The sequence below is a fragment of the Streptomyces sp. NPDC039423 genome (genome assembly GCF_055598725.1).
In genome coordinates, this window is record NZ_JBVKAH010000012.1 from 178,288 (window position 1) to 195,332 (window position 17,045).

Sequence of the window (17,045 nt, forward strand, 5' to 3'; positions counted from 1 at the left end):
GCGGCTGCGCTGCGTGCACCTGCACTTCGTCGCTGGTGATGAGGTAGTTCATGTCACTCTCCTTATGGAGGCCTGACCGCCGCTTTCCGCGGCGTCGGGGTGACGGGGTTGGACGACCCGAACAGTCGCCCATCCAGGGAGATCACACGCGAGTGACGCGGCTTGCGTAGCACATCTGACGCGCTGCTCCAGGAAGGTGGGCGCAGCCGGAGGCTGCGGCTTCGGCCCCCTGTCCCGAGGCGGCACTGTTCTGTGCCGGCTCGAGGTCTCGATAGACCGGTGGTGCCTGGACCGGGACGGTGGCCGTGGTGGCAGGCGCTGGGGAGTTAGAACGCTTCATGGGGTGCACTCCTGGTGTGATCAGATGCCACCGATGAACTTGTGGGTCGGCGCCAGGCTGACGGGATACTCGTCGCTCACGTCGAAGGTGAACAGGTACGACACCCGCGCGCGGCGTTCGTTCTCGGGGTCGAAGAAGTTGAGGATGACGTCCTGGCAGTCAGAGCCGGGGCGGCAGTATGGACTCTTTTGCACCCTCGCGCTGTCGAGGGTGTAGAAGTTGGTGTCCTTGCCCGGGACGTGTTGGGCGGACAGGATGCCTTCCTTGAACTCGCTTCCGAAGAGGAAAGCGTTGGTTCCTGCGGCGTTGAGGGCGCGGTCGGCAGAGCTCTGCCCGAGGTTGCGAAACTCCCAGTACACCTTGTCGAGCAGGGCCCGGATGGTGATGCGGAGTTCGTCCTTGCGGTCTTCGGTCATCTCGATCGGCGTCTTCTGCTGCTTGTTGTCCTGCAGCACGGCCTCGACCACCGCGTTGACGAGCAGCGTCTCGTTCCAGCTGTTCAAGCCGCGGCTCTTGACCTCCACCACGGGTACCACCTGACCGGAGAACAGACGGACGGTGCGGTCGGTCAGTACTCCAGGGACAGATACGCGGGAGATGTAGTTGGGGTCGTCCTTGATCAGACTCTGGCCCAGGATGGCGTCCCGGAAGATCTTGTACACGCGGGAGACCGGTGGATGGGACATAGCCTCCAGGAGTCGTTCGAGGCGGGCCTCCGACGTGGTGGGCTCCTTAGCCTCTTTGGTCTGCTTCGCCAGCCGCTGCGAAGTCGCCTTGGGCTCCAGCGGCGGGAGGCTCGGCTCGTGCCAGTCCATGCCGACGGGCGTCTCCGCCTCCAGGGCGTAGACGGGAGTGGCGTCCATGTTGAGCGTCCACGTGAGCTTGTCCGAGTCCCAGGGGTTGCGGGCGAGGTAGTCGTATATCTGCCTCGGGTCGTGGACGTGGGGCTGGACTTCTCGCTCCCTTTCGCCCTCACGCCTCGGGGGCGAAGGCCAGGGCATCAGCTGCCGGAAGCTGTCCCTCCGCGCCTCGGTGCGGAAGTCGAAGCCGATCGTGCCAATGGCGTAGACGAGCTGGCGCTCGGAGGAAGGGCTGGCTCCGGAGCAGTGGCAGCCTTCAGCCGGGTTGCCGCCGCAGCCGCACGAGGGGCGTACCCCGAAGGCCGGATGCTGCATGGACCTCGACGGGGTGGCCGGCGCTGGCGTAGCCATGCGGGGCGGCAGCGCTGGCGGGGGAGGAGCGGGGGGAAGGTCGGCCTCGGCCTCCACTGCTGTCTGTGCGGGCTGTGCGGCTTCCACTGTCGGTGACGAGGAAGGAGTTGTTCCGGCCGGCGGCGGGCCGGCGGGGGGCTCAGCAGGCGGCGGAGGCACAGATGCAGCGTTGGTGGGCGACGGGTTCGATGCGCTCGGGTCGCTCTGCGCACCGAAGTCCATGCTGGCTTCGTTGTTGTCCATAGCGTGAACTCCCTCGTTCCAGGCGGACTGGGGGGCCTTCGACGGCAGGGGAGTGCTTGTGGCGATCGCCCCAGGTCGGAAGGCGGGGGTCCCTGATGAGCGGACCGACCCGGGCGCGCTGTGGGTCAGGGCCGGTTGCGAATCTTCGGGATGAGGTTGTGGCTGGCTAGTGAGCACGAGGCGGTAGGCGGCCGGAGCGTCAAGGTGCCCGGCCAGGTGCTGGCGGCATTGGGGGGCGTCCTCAGGCGAACAAGACGGATGTCTTGCTGCTTGCAGCACGGAGGCTCCCGCGGCGAGGGGATCGGCAGGGAGCCCCCGCGCCAGCTGCTGGGCGACGAGGAGTGCCGCAACTCCGGCGACGATGGGCGTGGCGAAACTGCTTCCACTGAGGGCGATGCGGCCCCCGCCCGGCGACGCCCCGACAATGTCCTTTCCCGGGGCCAGGATCCCGTTGCTCTGATAGGCGGAACCCCAGTTATTGGAGCTCAGCGGCTCGCCCGACTCGTCTGTCGCCCCGACGGCGAGGACCGACGGCGCGGCAGCGGGTGCTTGTAGACAGTCACAGCCGTCATTGCCCACCGCCGCTACAACCAGGACTTTCTCGTCGGCGCAGTGCTGCAAGGCGCGTCCCAGGATGCTGTCGGGGTTGCCATCGGCTGACTTCTCGCCGCCGCTGATGTTGATGATGTGCGCGCCTTCGTCAATTGCTCGTTCGATGGCGCGGGCCAGGTCGATCTGCGGCACATGGCCAGCGTGAGCGTCTCGAAAGACAGGCAGCAGCAGGCCTCGGCTTCGGGGAGCGATGCCTTCGACGGCAGTACCCGGCTGGCCAAAGAGGAGACTCGTGACGTGGGTGCCATGCGTAGCCATAGGCCCGTCACCAGCCGGTTCCTGCACCAAGGTGTTCAGGCGGCGGAGCCGCGCTCCGTCGAAGCACGGATGTGACAGGTCGGCAGGTCCGTCCAGCACCGCGATGCAGACGCGAGCATCTCCCAGCGCGTTGCCGTACTCGGGGATGTCCTTGAGAACCGACCGCACATCCATCGCAGTCTCCTAACGCCAAGGGCTTGTCATGCTTCCGGGAGCTCGTCGCCAGGGCGTAGCAGGCATCGTGGAGGTGTCGTGCGGGAGGCGTCTTTGAAACGTCTCTGATTCGTTATTGGGGTGTCTGTGCAGGTGGGAGCGGGTGTGGCGCGTATGCGCCGAGGGCGTCCAGCGGGTGCGCATGGCACGTGCTGACGGCACGATGAGACTGTGTCTGGGAATGTGGCGCGCCTCGAGATACTGGGGCCGTTCGAACTCACCTCCTCTGGGCGACGGGTTTGCCTCCCGCTGGGAGCGCAACGCCTGCTCGCCTACTTGGCGTTGCAGCAGGACGGCGTCCTGCGCAACGCCGCCGCTGCGGAGCTCTGGCCCGACTGCACCCCCTGCAGAGCCGCAGCGAACCTCCGCACAGCACTGTGTCAGGGACGCCGAGTGGGGAGCCTTGGTGTCATCGACCGCATCGGACCCCGCCTGGTTCTGTCAGCCGAGGTAACGGTCGACCTACACGAGGTCTGGGAATCGGCACGCAGCCTCATCGCGGGTCTCGGGCCCCCCGAAAAATGGGAAGACCTGGTCAACCAGCTTGGTCGGGAACTACTCCCCGGCTGGTGTGACGAATGGTTGGCTTTTGAACGAGACCGGTGGGACCAAATGCGGGTCTACGCCCTGGAGAGCTTGGCCCAACGCTTTCAAAGCGAGAAGCAGTACCTCCCCGCCCTCCAGGCAGCACTCGGAGCCATAGCTGCCGACCCGATCCGCGAAACCGCCCATCGCATCGTGATAGAGATCCACATAGCGGAAGGGAACGTCGCCAGCGCCATCAAGCGCTACCGCGACTACCGCACCTTCCTCCAGCGAGAACTCAAGGTGCTGCCCTCACCGCAGATGACCCAGCTCGTTCGCACCCTGACCCCCACCTAGGCGACAACGCCTCCAAAGCGGGCGGCCGCCCTGTCAGTGCCACGACCGAACAGGCTGGCACGGTTGGTGGGCCAAGAGCGCTTCGCAGCAACCATAGGGGTGTGCGGTAGCCCAGTGGCGCGAGAGCATCGACCTAGCCCACTGTGCACCTACCAGGTGCTCATGGTACGGACTCACGTCTGACCGGTGGGGGAGTGGCGCCCCAGAAGGCTGGGAGCAGGGCCGACCATGATGACGTTTCCTTGCTCAGCTGGCGAAGCGCCGACCCCCATCCGAGCCCACACGCCTCTCCTGGTCTCGGGGTTCAGATCGGGTGCGGGGACACCGGGCACGACCAACTTGCATTGCCCAGCTCCCAAGCCCGGATGTCTGGGATGGCGACCCCGACAGGTGTGCATGGGTAGGGGCCGGGAGCGTCAGGCTGCGTCGGCGCGGCGTCGCCTGGCTCAGGACCATGCCGCTCCAACCACTAGGGCAGCGAAAGACCGGAGACTGACCTAGGGGAGCCCTGGCCAGTTGCTCGCCACTGACTTCGGGCCTCCGTCCGCCTTGTCCTGGCCGATGTCGTAGCGGATGTACTCCGCCCCCCGGAAGAAGTAAGCCACGTCGCTGTTCCACACAACGCCACCGTTCAGATCTGCCGTCCACAGGCCAGGCCAGTTGGGGGAGATCGGGCGCGGATAACCGGGGTCGGACTTGTCCGTAGCAACGTCGTAGCGAATGTACTGCGACCCGCGGAAAAAGTAGGCCTTTCCGCCCGGCCACATCACCGCCGCATCGATGCCGTCGCTCCACAGGCCCGGCCAGTGGGGCGCGATAGGCAGCGGGTAGCCCGCGTCGACCCTGCCGGCGGACATGTCGTAGCGCATGTACTGAGTGCCCCGGAAGAAGTACGCCTTGCCGTTGTTCCACACCACAGCAGCGTCGACCCGGTCATCGAAGAGACCCGGCCATCCACCTGCGATGCTCAGCGGTCCCTCCCTGACCTTGTCGGCTGCTACGTCGTAGGCGTAGTAGTGCCCGGCCACGAACACGTACGCCGTGCTGTCACTCCACAGGATCGGAGCAGTGACCACCTGCTCAGAGAGGGTCTCCGTGAAGTACTCATAGTTGTCTGCGTTGCGTATCGCATCCGACGGCTGTGAAGAAGCGAGGTCGCGAGCTCCCACTCGGCCGTATGAAACGTCGTCGGTACCGGACACCGCATGCGTCAGTTCGTGAGCGAGGGTTCCGAACTTCGAGTCGGTCCCGGTCACTTCGGCCGACCAGAAGCTGGAGCACAGCCAGATCTTCCGAGTGTTCTTATAGGTGTAGGCGTACCATCCCGGCTGGCACCCTGCGCCAGTCAGGTCGTACGTGACGGGCTGGCCGGATAGCACGCCGGTTACGTCTGTCAGGTTTTGGCGGATGGTGCCGTAGCGGGCCGCGTCATGGCCTCCGAACCACTCCTTGGCCAGGGCGTTCTTCGACCCCGAGGCCCAGGAGACTTGCCGCATGGCTGCTTCGACGAAGACCCCTGCATTTTCATGGGCCGCCCGCACGAGGGCTTGCTGCTCGGCGGTGCCGCCGACCAGCACCGGCGCGAGCGGAGTGAGCTTGGCCAGCGCAAGGGCGGCCTTGGGGGCTCGCGGCGGTCCGGCCTTCCTCCGGATCTCCTCAGCGACCGTCTCCCGCGGCTTGCCGTCCTTGACGACCTCAAAGGTGACCGAAGGCGTCTGCACACCGAAGCCGTGATGTTCCCGCCGGTTGCGGCGGCGAGGAGCTTCGGGCTCGTCAGCGAAGACGTCCAGGATCCTGGTATCCAGGGTCACGGTGTAGGTGCCCAGCTCGGTGATGGGATACGACGTCGTCAGGTCGACCGTCGCCTTGAGGCTTTCACCCGCCGAGATGGTTCTGTAGGACTCGTCCTCTGGCTCACCACGCTTCACGAACCGACCGTCGTAAGGGACGGGGAAGCCGTGGTGGCGGATCTTGAAGTACTCGAAGACCTCCCTCTCCAGGGGCGTATTCCACACCAGGACTCGGAAGTCCCGGTCGCTGATGTTTGTCAGCTCGAACGTGATGAGAATCGGCTCACCCAGGCGGAAGCGCGGCTTGCTGCTGAGGGTGGCCTGGAAGGATTCATGCATGGCAACCCCGTCCTCTTGATTCGCCAGGGCGTGTGCGGGGACAGAAGTGCGGGGACGGGGGCAGGATCCTGAGCGCTGGAGGTGGCATAGGGCTGCTGCTCGTCCGCGAGGCAATGACCGCACACCAGCTGGTCTGTTTGCTGATCATCGTGCGTTCAGGACGATGCTGAGACGTCGGCGGAACGATGCTGAAGCGTCTCTGGCTCGTTAACCGGCACTGGGACAGGCGAGCCCCATCCACGCAGCACTCCTTGGCCCTGGGCCACGCTCGGCCAGCCCCCATCCACCAGCCACACAGGCGCAGCCGCCTTGCCGCAGGCCGTGCGGGCAGGCTGCGACCACCACACTTTGGGACAGCACGGAGATCACCCGCCGTGCCGCATCTGCCGCTTGGCGCCGCCGACCCGCATTGACCTCACGTTCCGGCCTCGGTCGACGGCCCACCTAGCATGGGCCCTGATGGACGACAAGCGCCCCCGGGTGCTGGAGCTGTGCCAGAACGTTGTCCGCAACAAGTCCCTGGCAATGGCTGGGAGAGCGGGGCAGGGTGAGGACTTCGTCCCAGGTCAGCTTCTCCAGCCAGGCGAGGAGCGCTGCCGCTGTTCGCCTTTGGGGTCCCGGCCCACCAGGCAGGGGCCCGGAAACGGACGGTACTGACTACCTGCGCGGCGTACCTGTGAAGAGACTCCAGGGGAGGAGAGCCACGGTGTATGAGCTGCTGCGTGAGGAGGTCCTGGACGTCGAAGTCGCGTTCCGGGGCTTCGGTTTCCAGGAGTCTGACGACAAAGTGGTTCCTGTGCCGTTTGGAGACAACTTCGAGTGGGGGGTGTTCCTCCAGGAGCACGAGCGCCGCTTCGACCTGTTCAGCGCTGGCCACACCCATACCGCTGGCGTGGAGGTGAGGGTGTGGGCATCTGAGCCGCCGGCGGCACAGGGGCCATGGGACGAGCAGGGTGAGGTCGATTTCGAGACGACCACGGGGGATGTCGCGGTGTGGACGATGACGCTGGGCCGGTCGGATCACCTGATTCGGCTGGGCAGGCCGGGGTGGTGGCGGGTGCGTGTCGGCTGCACGGGCCGGGACGAGGTTGCGAGGGTGACGCAGACAGAAGGCGTCGCGTATGGGGTGGAGAAGTACATGATCGACTTCTGGCCGAAGGCCTGACGTGTGGCCGGGGCCCGGCGCACCGGCCACACATCCCGTTAATTGATCTTGGCTATGAAGCCGTCATCCAGACCATCGATGAACCGGTTAACGGTGTAGAAGCCGCTCAGCAGGTTCCCGGCCGCGCCGTTCCGTGCGCCGCCGGGCACCGGCAGGACGGAGAAATTGTCCTCCTCGACATGCACGCCGTCGCCGGGCCGCAGCACGCCACACCGGCATGCAGGCGCCGTCCTGCCCGTGGCTGCCGTCGTCGTGCCCTTCCCCGCCTCCCCCCGGGGCCGCCGCCGCGGGTCCTGGCCCGGGCCTCGGCGCTGGCCGTCGTGCCGCCGCTGCCGCGGCGTCGTCTGCCGGCCACACCGCCGTCTCTTCGAGCCTTTCGAAGTGCTGCTGTTGAGGCCTGTGCCGCCGGGGGCTGCCGCTCAGCAGGCCAGGGGAGCAGAAGCCTTGTGGCACATGCGGCTCTCCACGCCTACGGGTCGGTGCATCCTCGGCCCTAGGGGCCTCCGGTGCACCGACGGGGACTGCGGGGATCCAGCGACTGCGGCTTGTGGTGGGCCTTTTGGATCAGCGTGTCGGGGGTGGGCATGGGCTGACGGAGGCATACGTGGCGGGTGTTTCGTCGGCTGCAGCTGCGTCGTGGCGTGCTTTCGTCGGCTGAGGTGGGGAAGAGTGCCCGAGACCTTTCGTCGACCTGTGGGAGGGCGGCCCGGATGCGAACGCTCGGCAGTAAGGCCTGAGCGCTGCTTCGCGCGACGCCGCTGTGGGCCACGGTGTGTACGCGGAGCCGTGGAGTTGACAGCCTGTCCTACTGCTAAAGAGAGCGCCAGCGCCAAAAGTGCCCTGACCTGCAGAAACACTTGCCGCATCGCGCTCCTGAGATCTGGCATCCAGTCCTCAGCATCCTGGACCACGTTTCTGAGAGCGGGGCAGGCGGTTCTTAGGGCCCGAGTGCCGATGTCTTGCGAACTGTGACCACGGTTGCAGGGTCTGACCAGATTGACTTGAAGTTCATGAGCTAGCGCTGTGTCTGAGCGGGTGACCGGAGCGGTGGATCGATGCCGGGTTCAGCGACACGCCCTGGAGGCGGAGTTCATGAACTCTGTGCTCATGTACGTTAAGTTCATCTAGTCGGCCTGAGGGCCGGCGCTCATGAACGTTGAGGCAGTGCCAGCGATGGAGGGCCTGTTGGGAGCAGTACGCAGACTGGTTGATGCCGACACAGGTGAGGCCATCCCATATGCGCCCTACGCCTTCTCCGGGGAGCACATCCAGGTCGACAAGGCCAGAGTGGCAGCGATCACTGAGAGTAAGGAATTCACCCCGAGTCAGAAGTTCCTGGTGCTGTGGTGGATCGGAGTCTCCCCTCAGGGCATGGCGCCGCTGAGGGCGACGGGCGCCGACATTGCCAAGAAAGTCGGTATGACCGCAGATGCCGTAGGCAAGATCAATCGGAAACTGCTCAAGCGGCGCATCCTGATCGAGCGTGGACGCATCGGCAACTACCGGCTCTACCGGATCAGCCCGTACATTGCTTTTCATGGGACGGGGGTCGAGCAACGGGAAGCGATCAAGACGTGCAACCCGCCGGACATCCCCGGCTTTGACAACACGATCCCTTCGCGGTGGGAGGCCCAGTGAACAACGACGACAAGCGGAAGCTCCTTGACGTCCTCCACCGCACCGCCGGCATGACCGCCAACCAGCGCCTGGTCGTCATGCTCTATGCGATGCACCCCACCGACCGTGCTGGCGCCGTCATCGAGACGGGCGCCAACCTGGCCCAGCTCGTCGGAATGTCCCCGACCGTCTTCTCCCGGACACGGCGCCAGGTCGTGGAAGCCGGATGGTTGGAGGAGTCCGAGCGGCTTGCCCACATCAGCTACTACCGGCTGAGCGCGAAAAGCACAGGCGAGGACGTTGTGGTCCCCCTGCGTCGCGCCTGAACCGCTTCGGTAGTCAGGACTCATGTACGTGAGGTCAATGAGTACCGATCCTCGGATCGGTACTCATTGACCTCACGTACATGAGTGGTTCCTTTCCTTCGGCACGGGGATCGACCAGGTGTCTGCTCGTCCTTCTCCAAGGATGTCGAGCGCTTTGCCTGACGAAGGTGACCCCGTAGCACGGTCCGTGGATGGGGCAGAGGAGCACGAGCACCCAGGGCATGGAGGAACTCTGGGACCCCTCGATGTGATCAGTGCGTGCTGGCGGAAAAGTGGAGCGACGTCGTCGGCCGGGCGTTATGGCAGGGCGTGTCTGGAGACCGGTGTGTGGGGCCAGGCTTCCTCGTGCTGGGGGCTTATCTGCTGCATGTCGTCTCCCAGTAGATGCGCCAGGAGGAGGCCGGTGGCGCGTTGGCTGAGGGTTTCGGCAGCTTCGATGAGGCGGGTGTGCTCTCTGGCTGGCAGGGACAGGGCGAGGCTTGAGGCCTTGCCGGGCATGCCGAGGGAGTAGGCGACACACAGCTCGCTGTCGGAGTACTCGAAGAGGTCGAACTGCGCGGAGTGGGGCCCCAGGTCGTCGAGCTCGGCGATGAGGCGGCGTCTGCTGGTGATGGTGCGGCCGGTGAGCGGGACGGAGGGGTAGCGGGTGAGGTGGTCCATGCGGGAGGTGAAATCGAGCTGTGCCAGCAGGCTCTTGCCGTTCGCGCTGGCGTGCCCGGTGTCGCTGAAGGGGGCCACCTCGACAACCGGGGGAGCGGTGTCACTGGACGCTGATTCCTGCACGGTGATCTCACCGTCGGTGTAGGTGCTGATGTAGACGGCCGCGCCGAGTTCGTCGCGGAGCCGGGCGAGGCTGTCCTTGAGCAGAGTGCGGTCGGGGTCACTTGTCGTAGCCAAGCTCATCAGGTGGCCGGGGAAGTGAGCTCCGGCGACGGTGTCGATAAAGCGTTCTTCGCGGAGCCAGTCCAGCAGCCGGGCGACGAGGTGCAGCGGCATTCGGGTGCGGCGGGCGAGGGTGCGGGTGTCGACGCCGTCGGCGGTGTGGATGAGCAGAAGCATGTCGCGGGCGCGCTGGGTGGTCTGCCAGCGGGCGGGGACGAGGGTCGGGGTAGTGGTGTGGCGGGCCATGTCGGTGAGCACGGCCGGCCGAAGGGCCCGGGGTGACCACCACTGCTCCCCGCCGGGCGGGACCAGGGATCGGGCGGCGGGCGCCGCTGGCTGGAGGTCCGGTACGTTCAGCGCAAGACCGCCAGGCAGTGCGGTCAGGTGAGGCCGCATCAGTCCGGTATCGGCGGGGACGAAGTGGGTGGGCAGCGAGGGGGCAGGGACCAGCACAAGTCCGGGCCTTACTGGAACGGCTTCCCTGCTGCCGCCTACCGCGCCCCATCGCGGCGCTCCGGTTGGCTGGCCCGGCGAGGAGTGCGCCGTGTGGGGAAGGCCGAGCCGGTGGCACGCCTCCTCGTAGAACGTCTCGTCCTCGACCGGCGGCAGGTCTGCGCGCGGCGAGCGTGGCTGTCCGGCCCAGGCTGCGAGGAGACGAGCCGCATCGCCGTGGCCGTGCCGGGCGGCCTCGGCGATGAGGAACCAGGCATCCTCCGACCAGTCCTCACCCACCCGCAGAGCAACCACCGCGAGCCGGAATTGCGCCCCGGGGTGCCCTGCGGCAGCCGCCGCACCCAGCCAGTCGGCGGCGGTGGACAGTTCGCCGCGGCCCAAGGCCTTCGAGCCGAGCCGGTACAGCGAGTTCGCCCGTTTCCGCGCCTCAGCGCCCAACTTGTATAGGGGGGTAAGCGGGCCGAAGTCGCCGTCTGGACGGTCCCAGAAGTCTGGGGGCCCGGTGAGCCGGTCCATAAGCGTAAGCAGCCCGGCCGGGACCTCCGGCGCCGGGCGGCCGCCGCAGTCCTTGTTGAAGCGGCGCACTGCCGTCACCTGTCCTTCACGCTTCGTGTCTTGTTTCGGTGTCCATCCCGGATGTACTTGCCCAGCTGTCCGCGCAACTCGCTGAGGGCGGCGTACCGGTCCCGATGAAGTCGGTCCGCGGCTATGCCCAGGGCCTCGGAGATCTGAGTGTCGTTGAGGCCTTGGCTCTGCAGCTGCACGACCTTGCGGCGTCTGCTGAGCGGCATGGCGTCGATCGCGGGCACGACAAGTTCCTCCAGCGGGTCGAAGTCGTCGGCCGACTGACCCTGCCCGAGTACCGCCAGCGCGAGGGCGGTGTCGTCGAACGGGTCGAGCTTCGCCTGCGCGCGGAGCGTGTCGATCGCCAAATTTCTGGAAGTGCGGCGAAGGTAGCCGGGCAGCTTCACCCCCGGGGCAAGCTGCCCCGCCGCCACCTTGCGAGCCACCCGCATGAACGCCTCCTGGGCGACGTCCTGACACGCCTGCTCTGACAGCCGACGATTCGTCTTCCTCCGCAGGATCAGGGGCTCCGTCGCCATGAACATCTCGTAGCAGTCCAGCAGCTTCTGACCCAGATCCGGCTCGACCGTTGGTGCGGGCTCCTTCGGCGCTTTATTCGCCACCACGGACCCGCTCCTTCCACGGCGGCAGATCCACCCGCACGGCCACCCCGACCAACGCAGACCCGGCCGGAAGGACACTGATCTCGACGCTGAGCTGCTCGCCAGCAGCACGGCCGTCGCAATACGCAATGGATCCACGGGTGTCGTACCGCTGGGTCGTCTCCGCACCGCGTCGCCGCCGCTCCCAGTACACCTGCACCACAACGGCCGCCGTTTGCACAGCGGCCGCTACGGCCGGGACAAACCCGGCCCAGTCCAAGGACGACGTCATCTGACTTGATCTCCATCGAGGTTTAGGGCGCGTCGGCGAGCGCCTTCACTCCCTCGACGATTCAGCCCCCAGACTTCTCCTCCCAGAGATCAAAGAAAACCGGAAGTGCTCGAAAGGGAGCTGTATGTGACCTCAGGTGACCGAGATACGGGTGTGGCCTTCCCAAACAGGTGCCCCCCATCGAACGACCGCCGCGATGTCCTCCGCCGCGCCGCCGGGTCGGGCCCCGGCATGCTGCCGTCCCAGCCATCCTCGCGCCAGCCCCTGTCAGCCCGCTGTCGTGCCCCACTAGCGGTGCTGGCTCGGTGCCGCCGTAGCCGCCCGCCGTCCGCCGGGCCGGGTCCGGGAGCGCCGTCGTGCCGCCGACCTCCGGCGCTCCTCTGAGCCTAGGCAGGCCTGGACGTGGTGTCGTTAGCTGTCGCGCCGTTCCGCCGCTGCGGGTCCAGGCCTAGGCCTCCGAAGCCGCTGTGCTGTCTGGCTGCCGGGCTGCCGCCGCCGGGCCCGGCCCCGGCATGCTGCCGTCCCCGTCACCCCGCCGCCAGGCTGCCGTGAGTCCCTGTGTGCCGCCGCTCGCCGCTCCGTCGCCCCGCTACGCTGTGGCAGCGGGCTCGGGTCCCTGAGCGGCCGTGGTGCCGCTCACTGCGGCATCGCCGCCGGGTCGCGTGTGCGGCGGATCCGCCGCAGCCGCCGGCCCCGGCGCTTCTCCGGGCCCCGGGGGCGCTGCCGTGCCAGCGGCTGTCCCGCCGATGGCCGCTGTCCGCGTGGTCCCGGCGCTGTGGCCCCGCTGCTCATGCCGCCGCCCTTCTGTCCCGCCGTGGAGTGCAGTGCTTCAACTGCTGTGGCCGCGCTCATTCCGGCCTCCAGCTCCCGCCGCTGTGCCGCCGTACTGCGAAGGGCCTTACGCTGTCCCGCTGGCCTCTGTGTCGGGGGCCGGCCGTGCCGCCGGGTTGCCTCCCACGGTCCTGTCCCGCCGTCGCCGCCGCTGCTCGGCCTGCCGTCGGCCGCTGCCGTGTCGCGAGCCGGCCGCGGCCGTGCCGTGCCGCCGCTGGCCCCGCCGTCGCGCCACTGCCCGCCGTCGTGCGGCCGCCGCCGCTTGCCGTCCCGCCACAGCTTCGCGTCCCCGCGTCGCTGCCGCGCTGGCCGTTGCTCGGCAGAGGGACGGCAGCAGCCGGTTCCCGCCGCGCCGCTGCCTGTGCCGCACAGTCGGCCTGCTCGCCGTTGTCCCGCCGCCGCTGGGCCGCCTCAGCCGTCGGCCGCCGCCGCTGTGTCGTTGGCCTGCCGTCGCTACCCTGCCGCCGTTTTTCGCTGCCGGCCCGGGCGCCCTCAAACGCCTCAGGCGCCGATCCGTTGGTGACAGTACGCCACAGGCGGCGGGCGGCGGGGCATCCTCGTCTCCCGTACGGCTCGCCTCTGCGCTGCGTCGCGTCGCGGCCAAGCGCCCGCTGCCTCGAGATGCCCACTCAAGCCGGGTCGGGAGGGCTCTTCGCATTCCATAGCCGAACGGTGCCGTCCGCTGCGCCGCTCGCGAGGGTTGTGCCGTCTGGGCTGAAGGCCACTGACCTGATGGTTTCGGTGTGGCCGGTCAGGGGCCTCCCAATGGACTCTGCTGTAGTACCCGAGACCGAGCGTGTGGTGAGGTCCCACAGCCGCACGGAGTGATCTCCTCCGGCGCTCGCGAGGATTCTTCCGTCAGGGCTGATGGCAACCGAAACGACCGTGCCGGTGTGACCGACGAGGGGGGCGTCGGGAGTAAGCCTGCCTAGATCCCAGACGAGGATTTGATCAGGGTCTCCGCCGCCGGTAGCGAACGAGTGACCGTCGGGACTGAACGCCACCGACTCGATGTCCATGTCATCGAGGTCGTCGGGCGAAGGAGTGCGGCGTGCACGCGTGGCTACGTCCCACAGTTGCATCGGCACACTGCCCTCCTCCAGAATGTCGTCCCCGCCCGCGACGAGGAGCGTCTCGCCATCCGGGCTGAACGCCACCGCTTCGATGTAGCCATGTCCGCCGAACGGCTCGCCCTTCTGCGACTGGGTCTCAACGTTCCACAGCCACGCTTTGCCATCCCACGAGCCAGAGGCGAGAGTTCTGCCGTCAGGGCTGAACGCCACCGACTCGAAGGGGTTGTTATGGCCCCCCATGGGCTTCCCGAAGGCTCTTCGCTTCTCGACATCCCACAGCCGGACGACGTAGCCCTCGGCAGTGGCGAGGAGCTTGCCGTTCGGACTGAACGCCAGGGACAAGATCTCAGGTGGCTCGGCACTGCCGTCCGTAGAGGCAAGAGTCCCCCGCAACTTGTGCGTCTCGGCGTCCCACAGCCTCACCGTGCCGTCTTCGCCGGCACTCGCGAGAATGTCTCCGTCCGGGCTGAACGCCACCGCATCCACGCTTCCGGCGTGTCCAGTGAGGGAAGCGAAGGAGTAGTCCCAGGGAATCGTCGGGCGATCACTCGCGAGCCAGCCGCCCGGCACGGCCAGGATGGTCATCAGCGTGATGCCCATGCTCAGCACCGTCTTTCGCCGGGCCGAACTATGAGCACTCAATACAGCGAGGAATCGCCCCGGCAGGCGAATGGCCCGGCCGATGAAGGTCGCGAGCCGGACCCGCGCGAGGCCGCCGGTGCGTGCGCGCGCAGCAGTACGGCGCGGGATCCTTCTCTGTGACTCAGACGGGTCTGGCAGCGCCGCAGGCGACTGAGTGGGCCCGGCCGAACCGGGTGACGTCGGCGATGCCGTGGGTGCTGTTGGTTCCACAGGGGTTGGTTCGGCCGCGCGCGTGGCGCCCTGTCTTTCGCGCCCCTGCAGACCTTGCAGCTGTGCTATCGCGGCCGCCGAGACGCTGCGGCTGTCATCATCGGTCAGCAGCCGCAGCTCGTCGACGACATGGCTGCGGACCTGATCGTTGCCGATGCGGTGGAGGCGCACGAGGCTGTCCACCGCGCTCAGCCGATCGCCGGATATGGGACTGTCCAAGGCATTGCGCAGGTAGGCGGGCAAGCTCCAGTGGACGTTGCGGGCGATGACGATGCGGCCTTCGACGCTGTCCAATTTCTTGGGTCGCTGGTGGGGTACTTCGTTGGTGACCCGGTCGTGGACGTAGTGGTACAGCTCGTCGAGAGTGATATCGCCGTCCCCGTCGAGATCCGCGCCGCCCTCACGCAGTCCTTCAACCAGGTGGCGCGTGAACACCGATTGCGCGGCCCGGCCCTCCACGCGTTGGCCCTCGAAGGCGTACTGGAGCGCGTCGGAGGCTGTGAGTACGGTGCGTCCTCGTCCCTGGAACCGTGCCAGTGTGTGCACTGCCGTGTCGCCCTTTGCCATCCGGCCTGCGGGGAACGCCCCGCTGTAGCAGCAGTCGAGCACCAGGACCTGTTGTCGGGAGCGGCTGGCGGACATGGCATGGTTAATCTGTTCAGCGGGCAGCGACGTGAACAGGAGGTTCTCGCGGCGGGTGTTGGCCATGGCGAGGTAGAGGAGGCCGTCCTCGTCCTTGACGCCATGGCCGGTGAAGTACAGCAAGGTCAGGTCGTCTCGCTGCCGCTCGCGGAATAGTTCACCGACAGCCGCTCCGACGACGTGGTGCGGCTCATTGGTCAGCGACTGTACGTCGAATCCCGCGATGTTCGGGTCGCGGAGGACTTCAGCCAATGCCTCGGCGTCACGGGCCGGGGCAGTCAGCCCCCGCAGTCCCTCGTCCTGGTATTCGTACGTGGCGATCAGCAGCGCCAGTCTGCGGCCCATGGCGCTACTGCTGGTCGTCCGAGTGTCGGCGGACAAACGCTTCGATCAGCGTCTCTCGTTCGGCTGCTGTCGCCCGCTCCAGTTCGAGGGTGTCATCGCCCACGGTGACCGAGATCCGGTGTCGGGACGACTGTCGCCCCAGCCAGTCACGCAGCGTCTCGATCAGGGCGGTGAACACGCCTCCGGAGGCGCTCAGCGCCACCACCACCGCCCCCAGGGTGACCGCGTCGACGGCCTTTGCCCCTTCCGGGAGGCTTCCGGCAGGAGCGCACGGCGTGAGTTCCAGGTCCAGTCGCCTCACCTCGGCCCACAAACCGCGGGTATGCCGATCGACCTCCTCCGGGTCCGCCTCCGGGTCACCGGCGATAGTCAGCTCTGCCTCGATATCGCCCTTGGCGTCCGGGCGATCGTGGCCCTGCCCTTCCGCGTTCCCTGGGTCGTACGACACGCTTCCCCCTACTTACGAAACGACCAGCATCCTGCCGCCTCATTCAATCGCTAAAGCTCGCCGTATGAGGGGCTAATGCGCCAGAGAACGCTTCCCTCGCAAGTCCGCTGCCACACCGTGGCGCGAGCGACGCTGCCTGATAGCCGACCCTTCCCCCTCCTCCGGCGCCCACCGGGCGCCACCGGACTTGGTGAACACGCCTCTCGGCGGTTCCTTCGGCCGGTCACTTCCTTTCGGCCTGCCACGCGGGGGTACTGCCGTGGGGCTGGCGCCTCGCTGCTGCCCGTGCTGTCGGTATGTCTGCGCCGCCGCGGCCGGATCGTGGGTGTCGTGTATTGGCTGTCCGGATTCGTGTCGGTTTCCTGGTGGGCCGGGGGTGTCGGGCTGCTGTTTCGCCAATTCGCCCCGCGTCCGCGCCCGCTGTTCGGCCGGCCATGCTGTCGGCCGCCGCCCTCCCCCTGCCGCCGCCGCCGCCCTGTCCCGCTGGCAGTGCGGCGTCCCGCTGGCGGTTCCCGCACGTGCCGCGGCCCTCTGCCCGCGGTCCAATGTCTTTCCCGTGGCCCGCCTGCCCACCGCTTGTTTGGCGGTGGGCTGCGGGTGGGGTGGGGCCTCGTGGGGGCGTCCGTGGTGGGGGCGGCGGCCGTGGGTTAGGCGGCGATGATGGTGTGGAAGAAAAGCACGGCGCCGGCAAAGGCGGCGCCGCCGGTGAGTGCGGCGGTGGCGGGGTCGTGCTGGGCGAGGTGGGTGAGGACGGCGGCGGCGGTGCCGGCGAGGGTGCCGAGGATGAGGATGAGGGCGCTGCGCAGGCTGAGGAGTGCGGTGGGGGCGGGGGTTTGGGGTGGGTGGGGGCTGGCGGGGGGTTGGGGGTGCGGTATGGCCTGCGGGGTATAGCCGGTGTGGTGTGTGTGCGGCGCGCCTGTGTCCGGGCCTGCGGTGGCGGCGGGGGAACTGGTGGTGGTGGTGTGGGTGGTGTCGGGGTTGTGGTGGCTGTGGGCGGTGGTGGGGCTGGTGTTCACGGAAGGTGCCCTTCTGACGGGTGGCCATGCCTGGGTGGTGGCTGGTTGC

12 protein-coding genes are annotated in these 17,045 nt (G+C 67.5%); 4 read left to right on the forward strand and 8 right to left on the reverse strand.

Features of this window, described 5'->3' with window-relative positions; translation table 11 throughout:
• Positions 1 to 360: 360 nt before the first annotated feature.
• A complete protein-coding gene (locus tag ACZ7LK_RS29690; RefSeq protein WP_471144355.1) occupies positions 361 to 2,838 on the reverse strand; it encodes a cyanobactin maturation protease PatG family protein in 2,478 nt (825 codons plus the stop codon).
• Positions 2,839 to 3,270: 432 nt separating this feature from the next.
• On the opposite strand from ACZ7LK_RS29690, the gene ACZ7LK_RS29695 reads away from it, so the two are divergent.
• Entirely contained in the window at positions 3,271 to 3,759 is a 489-nt protein-coding gene (locus tag ACZ7LK_RS29695) for an AfsR/SARP family transcriptional regulator (RefSeq protein ID WP_471144357.1), read from the forward strand.
• Positions 3,760 to 4,256: 497 nt separating this feature from the next.
• Here ACZ7LK_RS29695 and ACZ7LK_RS29700 read toward each other — a convergent pair whose 3' ends face one another.
• On the reverse strand, positions 4,257 to 5,888 hold the full coding sequence (locus ACZ7LK_RS29700; protein ID WP_471144358.1) for a hemopexin repeat-containing protein: 1,632 nt from the start codon (positions 5,886 to 5,888) through the stop codon (positions 4,257 to 4,259).
• 706 nt (positions 5,889 to 6,594) lie between these two features.
• On the opposite strand from ACZ7LK_RS29700, the gene ACZ7LK_RS29705 reads away from it, so the two are divergent.
• The gene (locus ACZ7LK_RS29705; protein ID WP_471144359.1) at positions 6,595 to 7,053 is read left to right on the forward strand and encodes a hypothetical protein; all 459 of its coding nucleotides are present in this window, start codon (positions 6,595 to 6,597) and stop codon (positions 7,051 to 7,053) included.
• Positions 7,054 to 7,091: 38 nt separating this feature from the next.
• Here ACZ7LK_RS29705 and ACZ7LK_RS29710 read toward each other — a convergent pair whose 3' ends face one another.
• Positions 7,092 to 7,259 (reverse strand): hypothetical protein, encoded by a 168-nt coding sequence (locus tag ACZ7LK_RS29710; RefSeq protein WP_471144361.1) that lies wholly within the window; start codon positions 7,257 to 7,259, stop codon positions 7,092 to 7,094.
• A gap of 979 nt (positions 7,260 to 8,238) precedes the next feature.
• Here ACZ7LK_RS29710 and ACZ7LK_RS29715 point away from each other — a divergent pair.
• Together ACZ7LK_RS29715 and ACZ7LK_RS29720 are read left to right on the forward strand one after the other, a co-directional pair.
• Positions 8,239 to 8,691, forward strand: a complete 453-nt coding sequence (locus ACZ7LK_RS29715) for a MarR family transcriptional regulator (RefSeq protein WP_471144410.1) — start codon at positions 8,239 to 8,241, stop codon at positions 8,689 to 8,691.
• Positions 8,688 to 8,996, forward strand: a complete 309-nt coding sequence (locus ACZ7LK_RS29720) for a cyclic nucleotide-binding domain-containing protein (protein ID WP_064068246.1) — start codon at positions 8,688 to 8,690, stop codon at positions 8,994 to 8,996. The genes ACZ7LK_RS29715 and ACZ7LK_RS29720 overlap by 4 nt, the downstream gene beginning before the upstream one ends.
• Positions 8,997 to 9,293: 297 nt before the next feature.
• Here the strand turns inward: ACZ7LK_RS29720 and ACZ7LK_RS29725 are convergent, their stop codons facing one another.
• The 5 genes from ACZ7LK_RS29725 to ACZ7LK_RS29745 all read right to left on the reverse strand — a co-directional run bounded on the left by ACZ7LK_RS29725 (position 9,294) and on the right by ACZ7LK_RS29745 (position 16,996).
• Positions 9,294 to 10,925, reverse strand: coding sequence for an IclR family transcriptional regulator domain-containing protein (locus tag ACZ7LK_RS29725; RefSeq protein WP_471144363.1), 1,632 nt, complete (start codon positions 10,923 to 10,925; stop codon positions 9,294 to 9,296).
• Positions 10,922 to 11,521, reverse strand: coding sequence for an RNA polymerase sigma factor (locus ACZ7LK_RS29730; RefSeq protein WP_471144365.1), 600 nt, complete (start codon positions 11,519 to 11,521; stop codon positions 10,922 to 10,924). Before ACZ7LK_RS29730 ends, ACZ7LK_RS29725 begins: the two co-directional genes overlap by 4 nt.
• 1,728 nt (positions 11,522 to 13,249) lie before the next feature.
• Positions 13,250 to 15,532 (reverse strand): caspase, EACC1-associated type, encoded by a 2,283-nt coding sequence (locus ACZ7LK_RS29735; RefSeq protein WP_471144366.1) that lies wholly within the window; start codon positions 15,530 to 15,532, stop codon positions 13,250 to 13,252.
• Between the two features lie 4 nt (positions 15,533 to 15,536).
• Positions 15,537 to 15,980 carry an effector-associated constant component EACC1 gene (locus ACZ7LK_RS29740; protein ID WP_471144368.1) on the reverse strand — a complete coding sequence of 148 codons (444 nt, stop codon included), beginning with the start codon at positions 15,978 to 15,980 and terminating at the stop codon, positions 15,537 to 15,539.
• A 647-nt stretch (positions 15,981 to 16,627) separates the two neighbouring features.
• Complete coding sequence (locus ACZ7LK_RS29745; RefSeq protein WP_471144369.1) at positions 16,628 to 16,996, reverse strand: hypothetical protein; 369 nt, start codon at positions 16,994 to 16,996, stop codon at positions 16,628 to 16,630.
• Positions 16,997 to 17,045: the final 49 nt, after the last annotated feature.

What these genes read in the sequence shown, in the direction of transcription:
- ACZ7LK_RS29690 (WP_471144355.1), bottom strand. Translation starts at nt 2,838, where the DNA reads ATGGATGTGCGGTCGGTTCTCAAGGACATCCCCGAGTACGGCAACGCG.
- ACZ7LK_RS29700 (WP_471144358.1), bottom strand. Translation starts at nt 5,888, where the DNA reads ATGCATGAATCCTTCCAGGCCACCCTCAGCAGCAAGCCGCGCTTCCGC.
- ACZ7LK_RS29735 (WP_471144366.1), bottom strand. Translation starts at nt 15,532, where the DNA reads ATGGGCCGCAGACTGGCGCTGCTGATCGCCACGTACGAATACCAGGAC.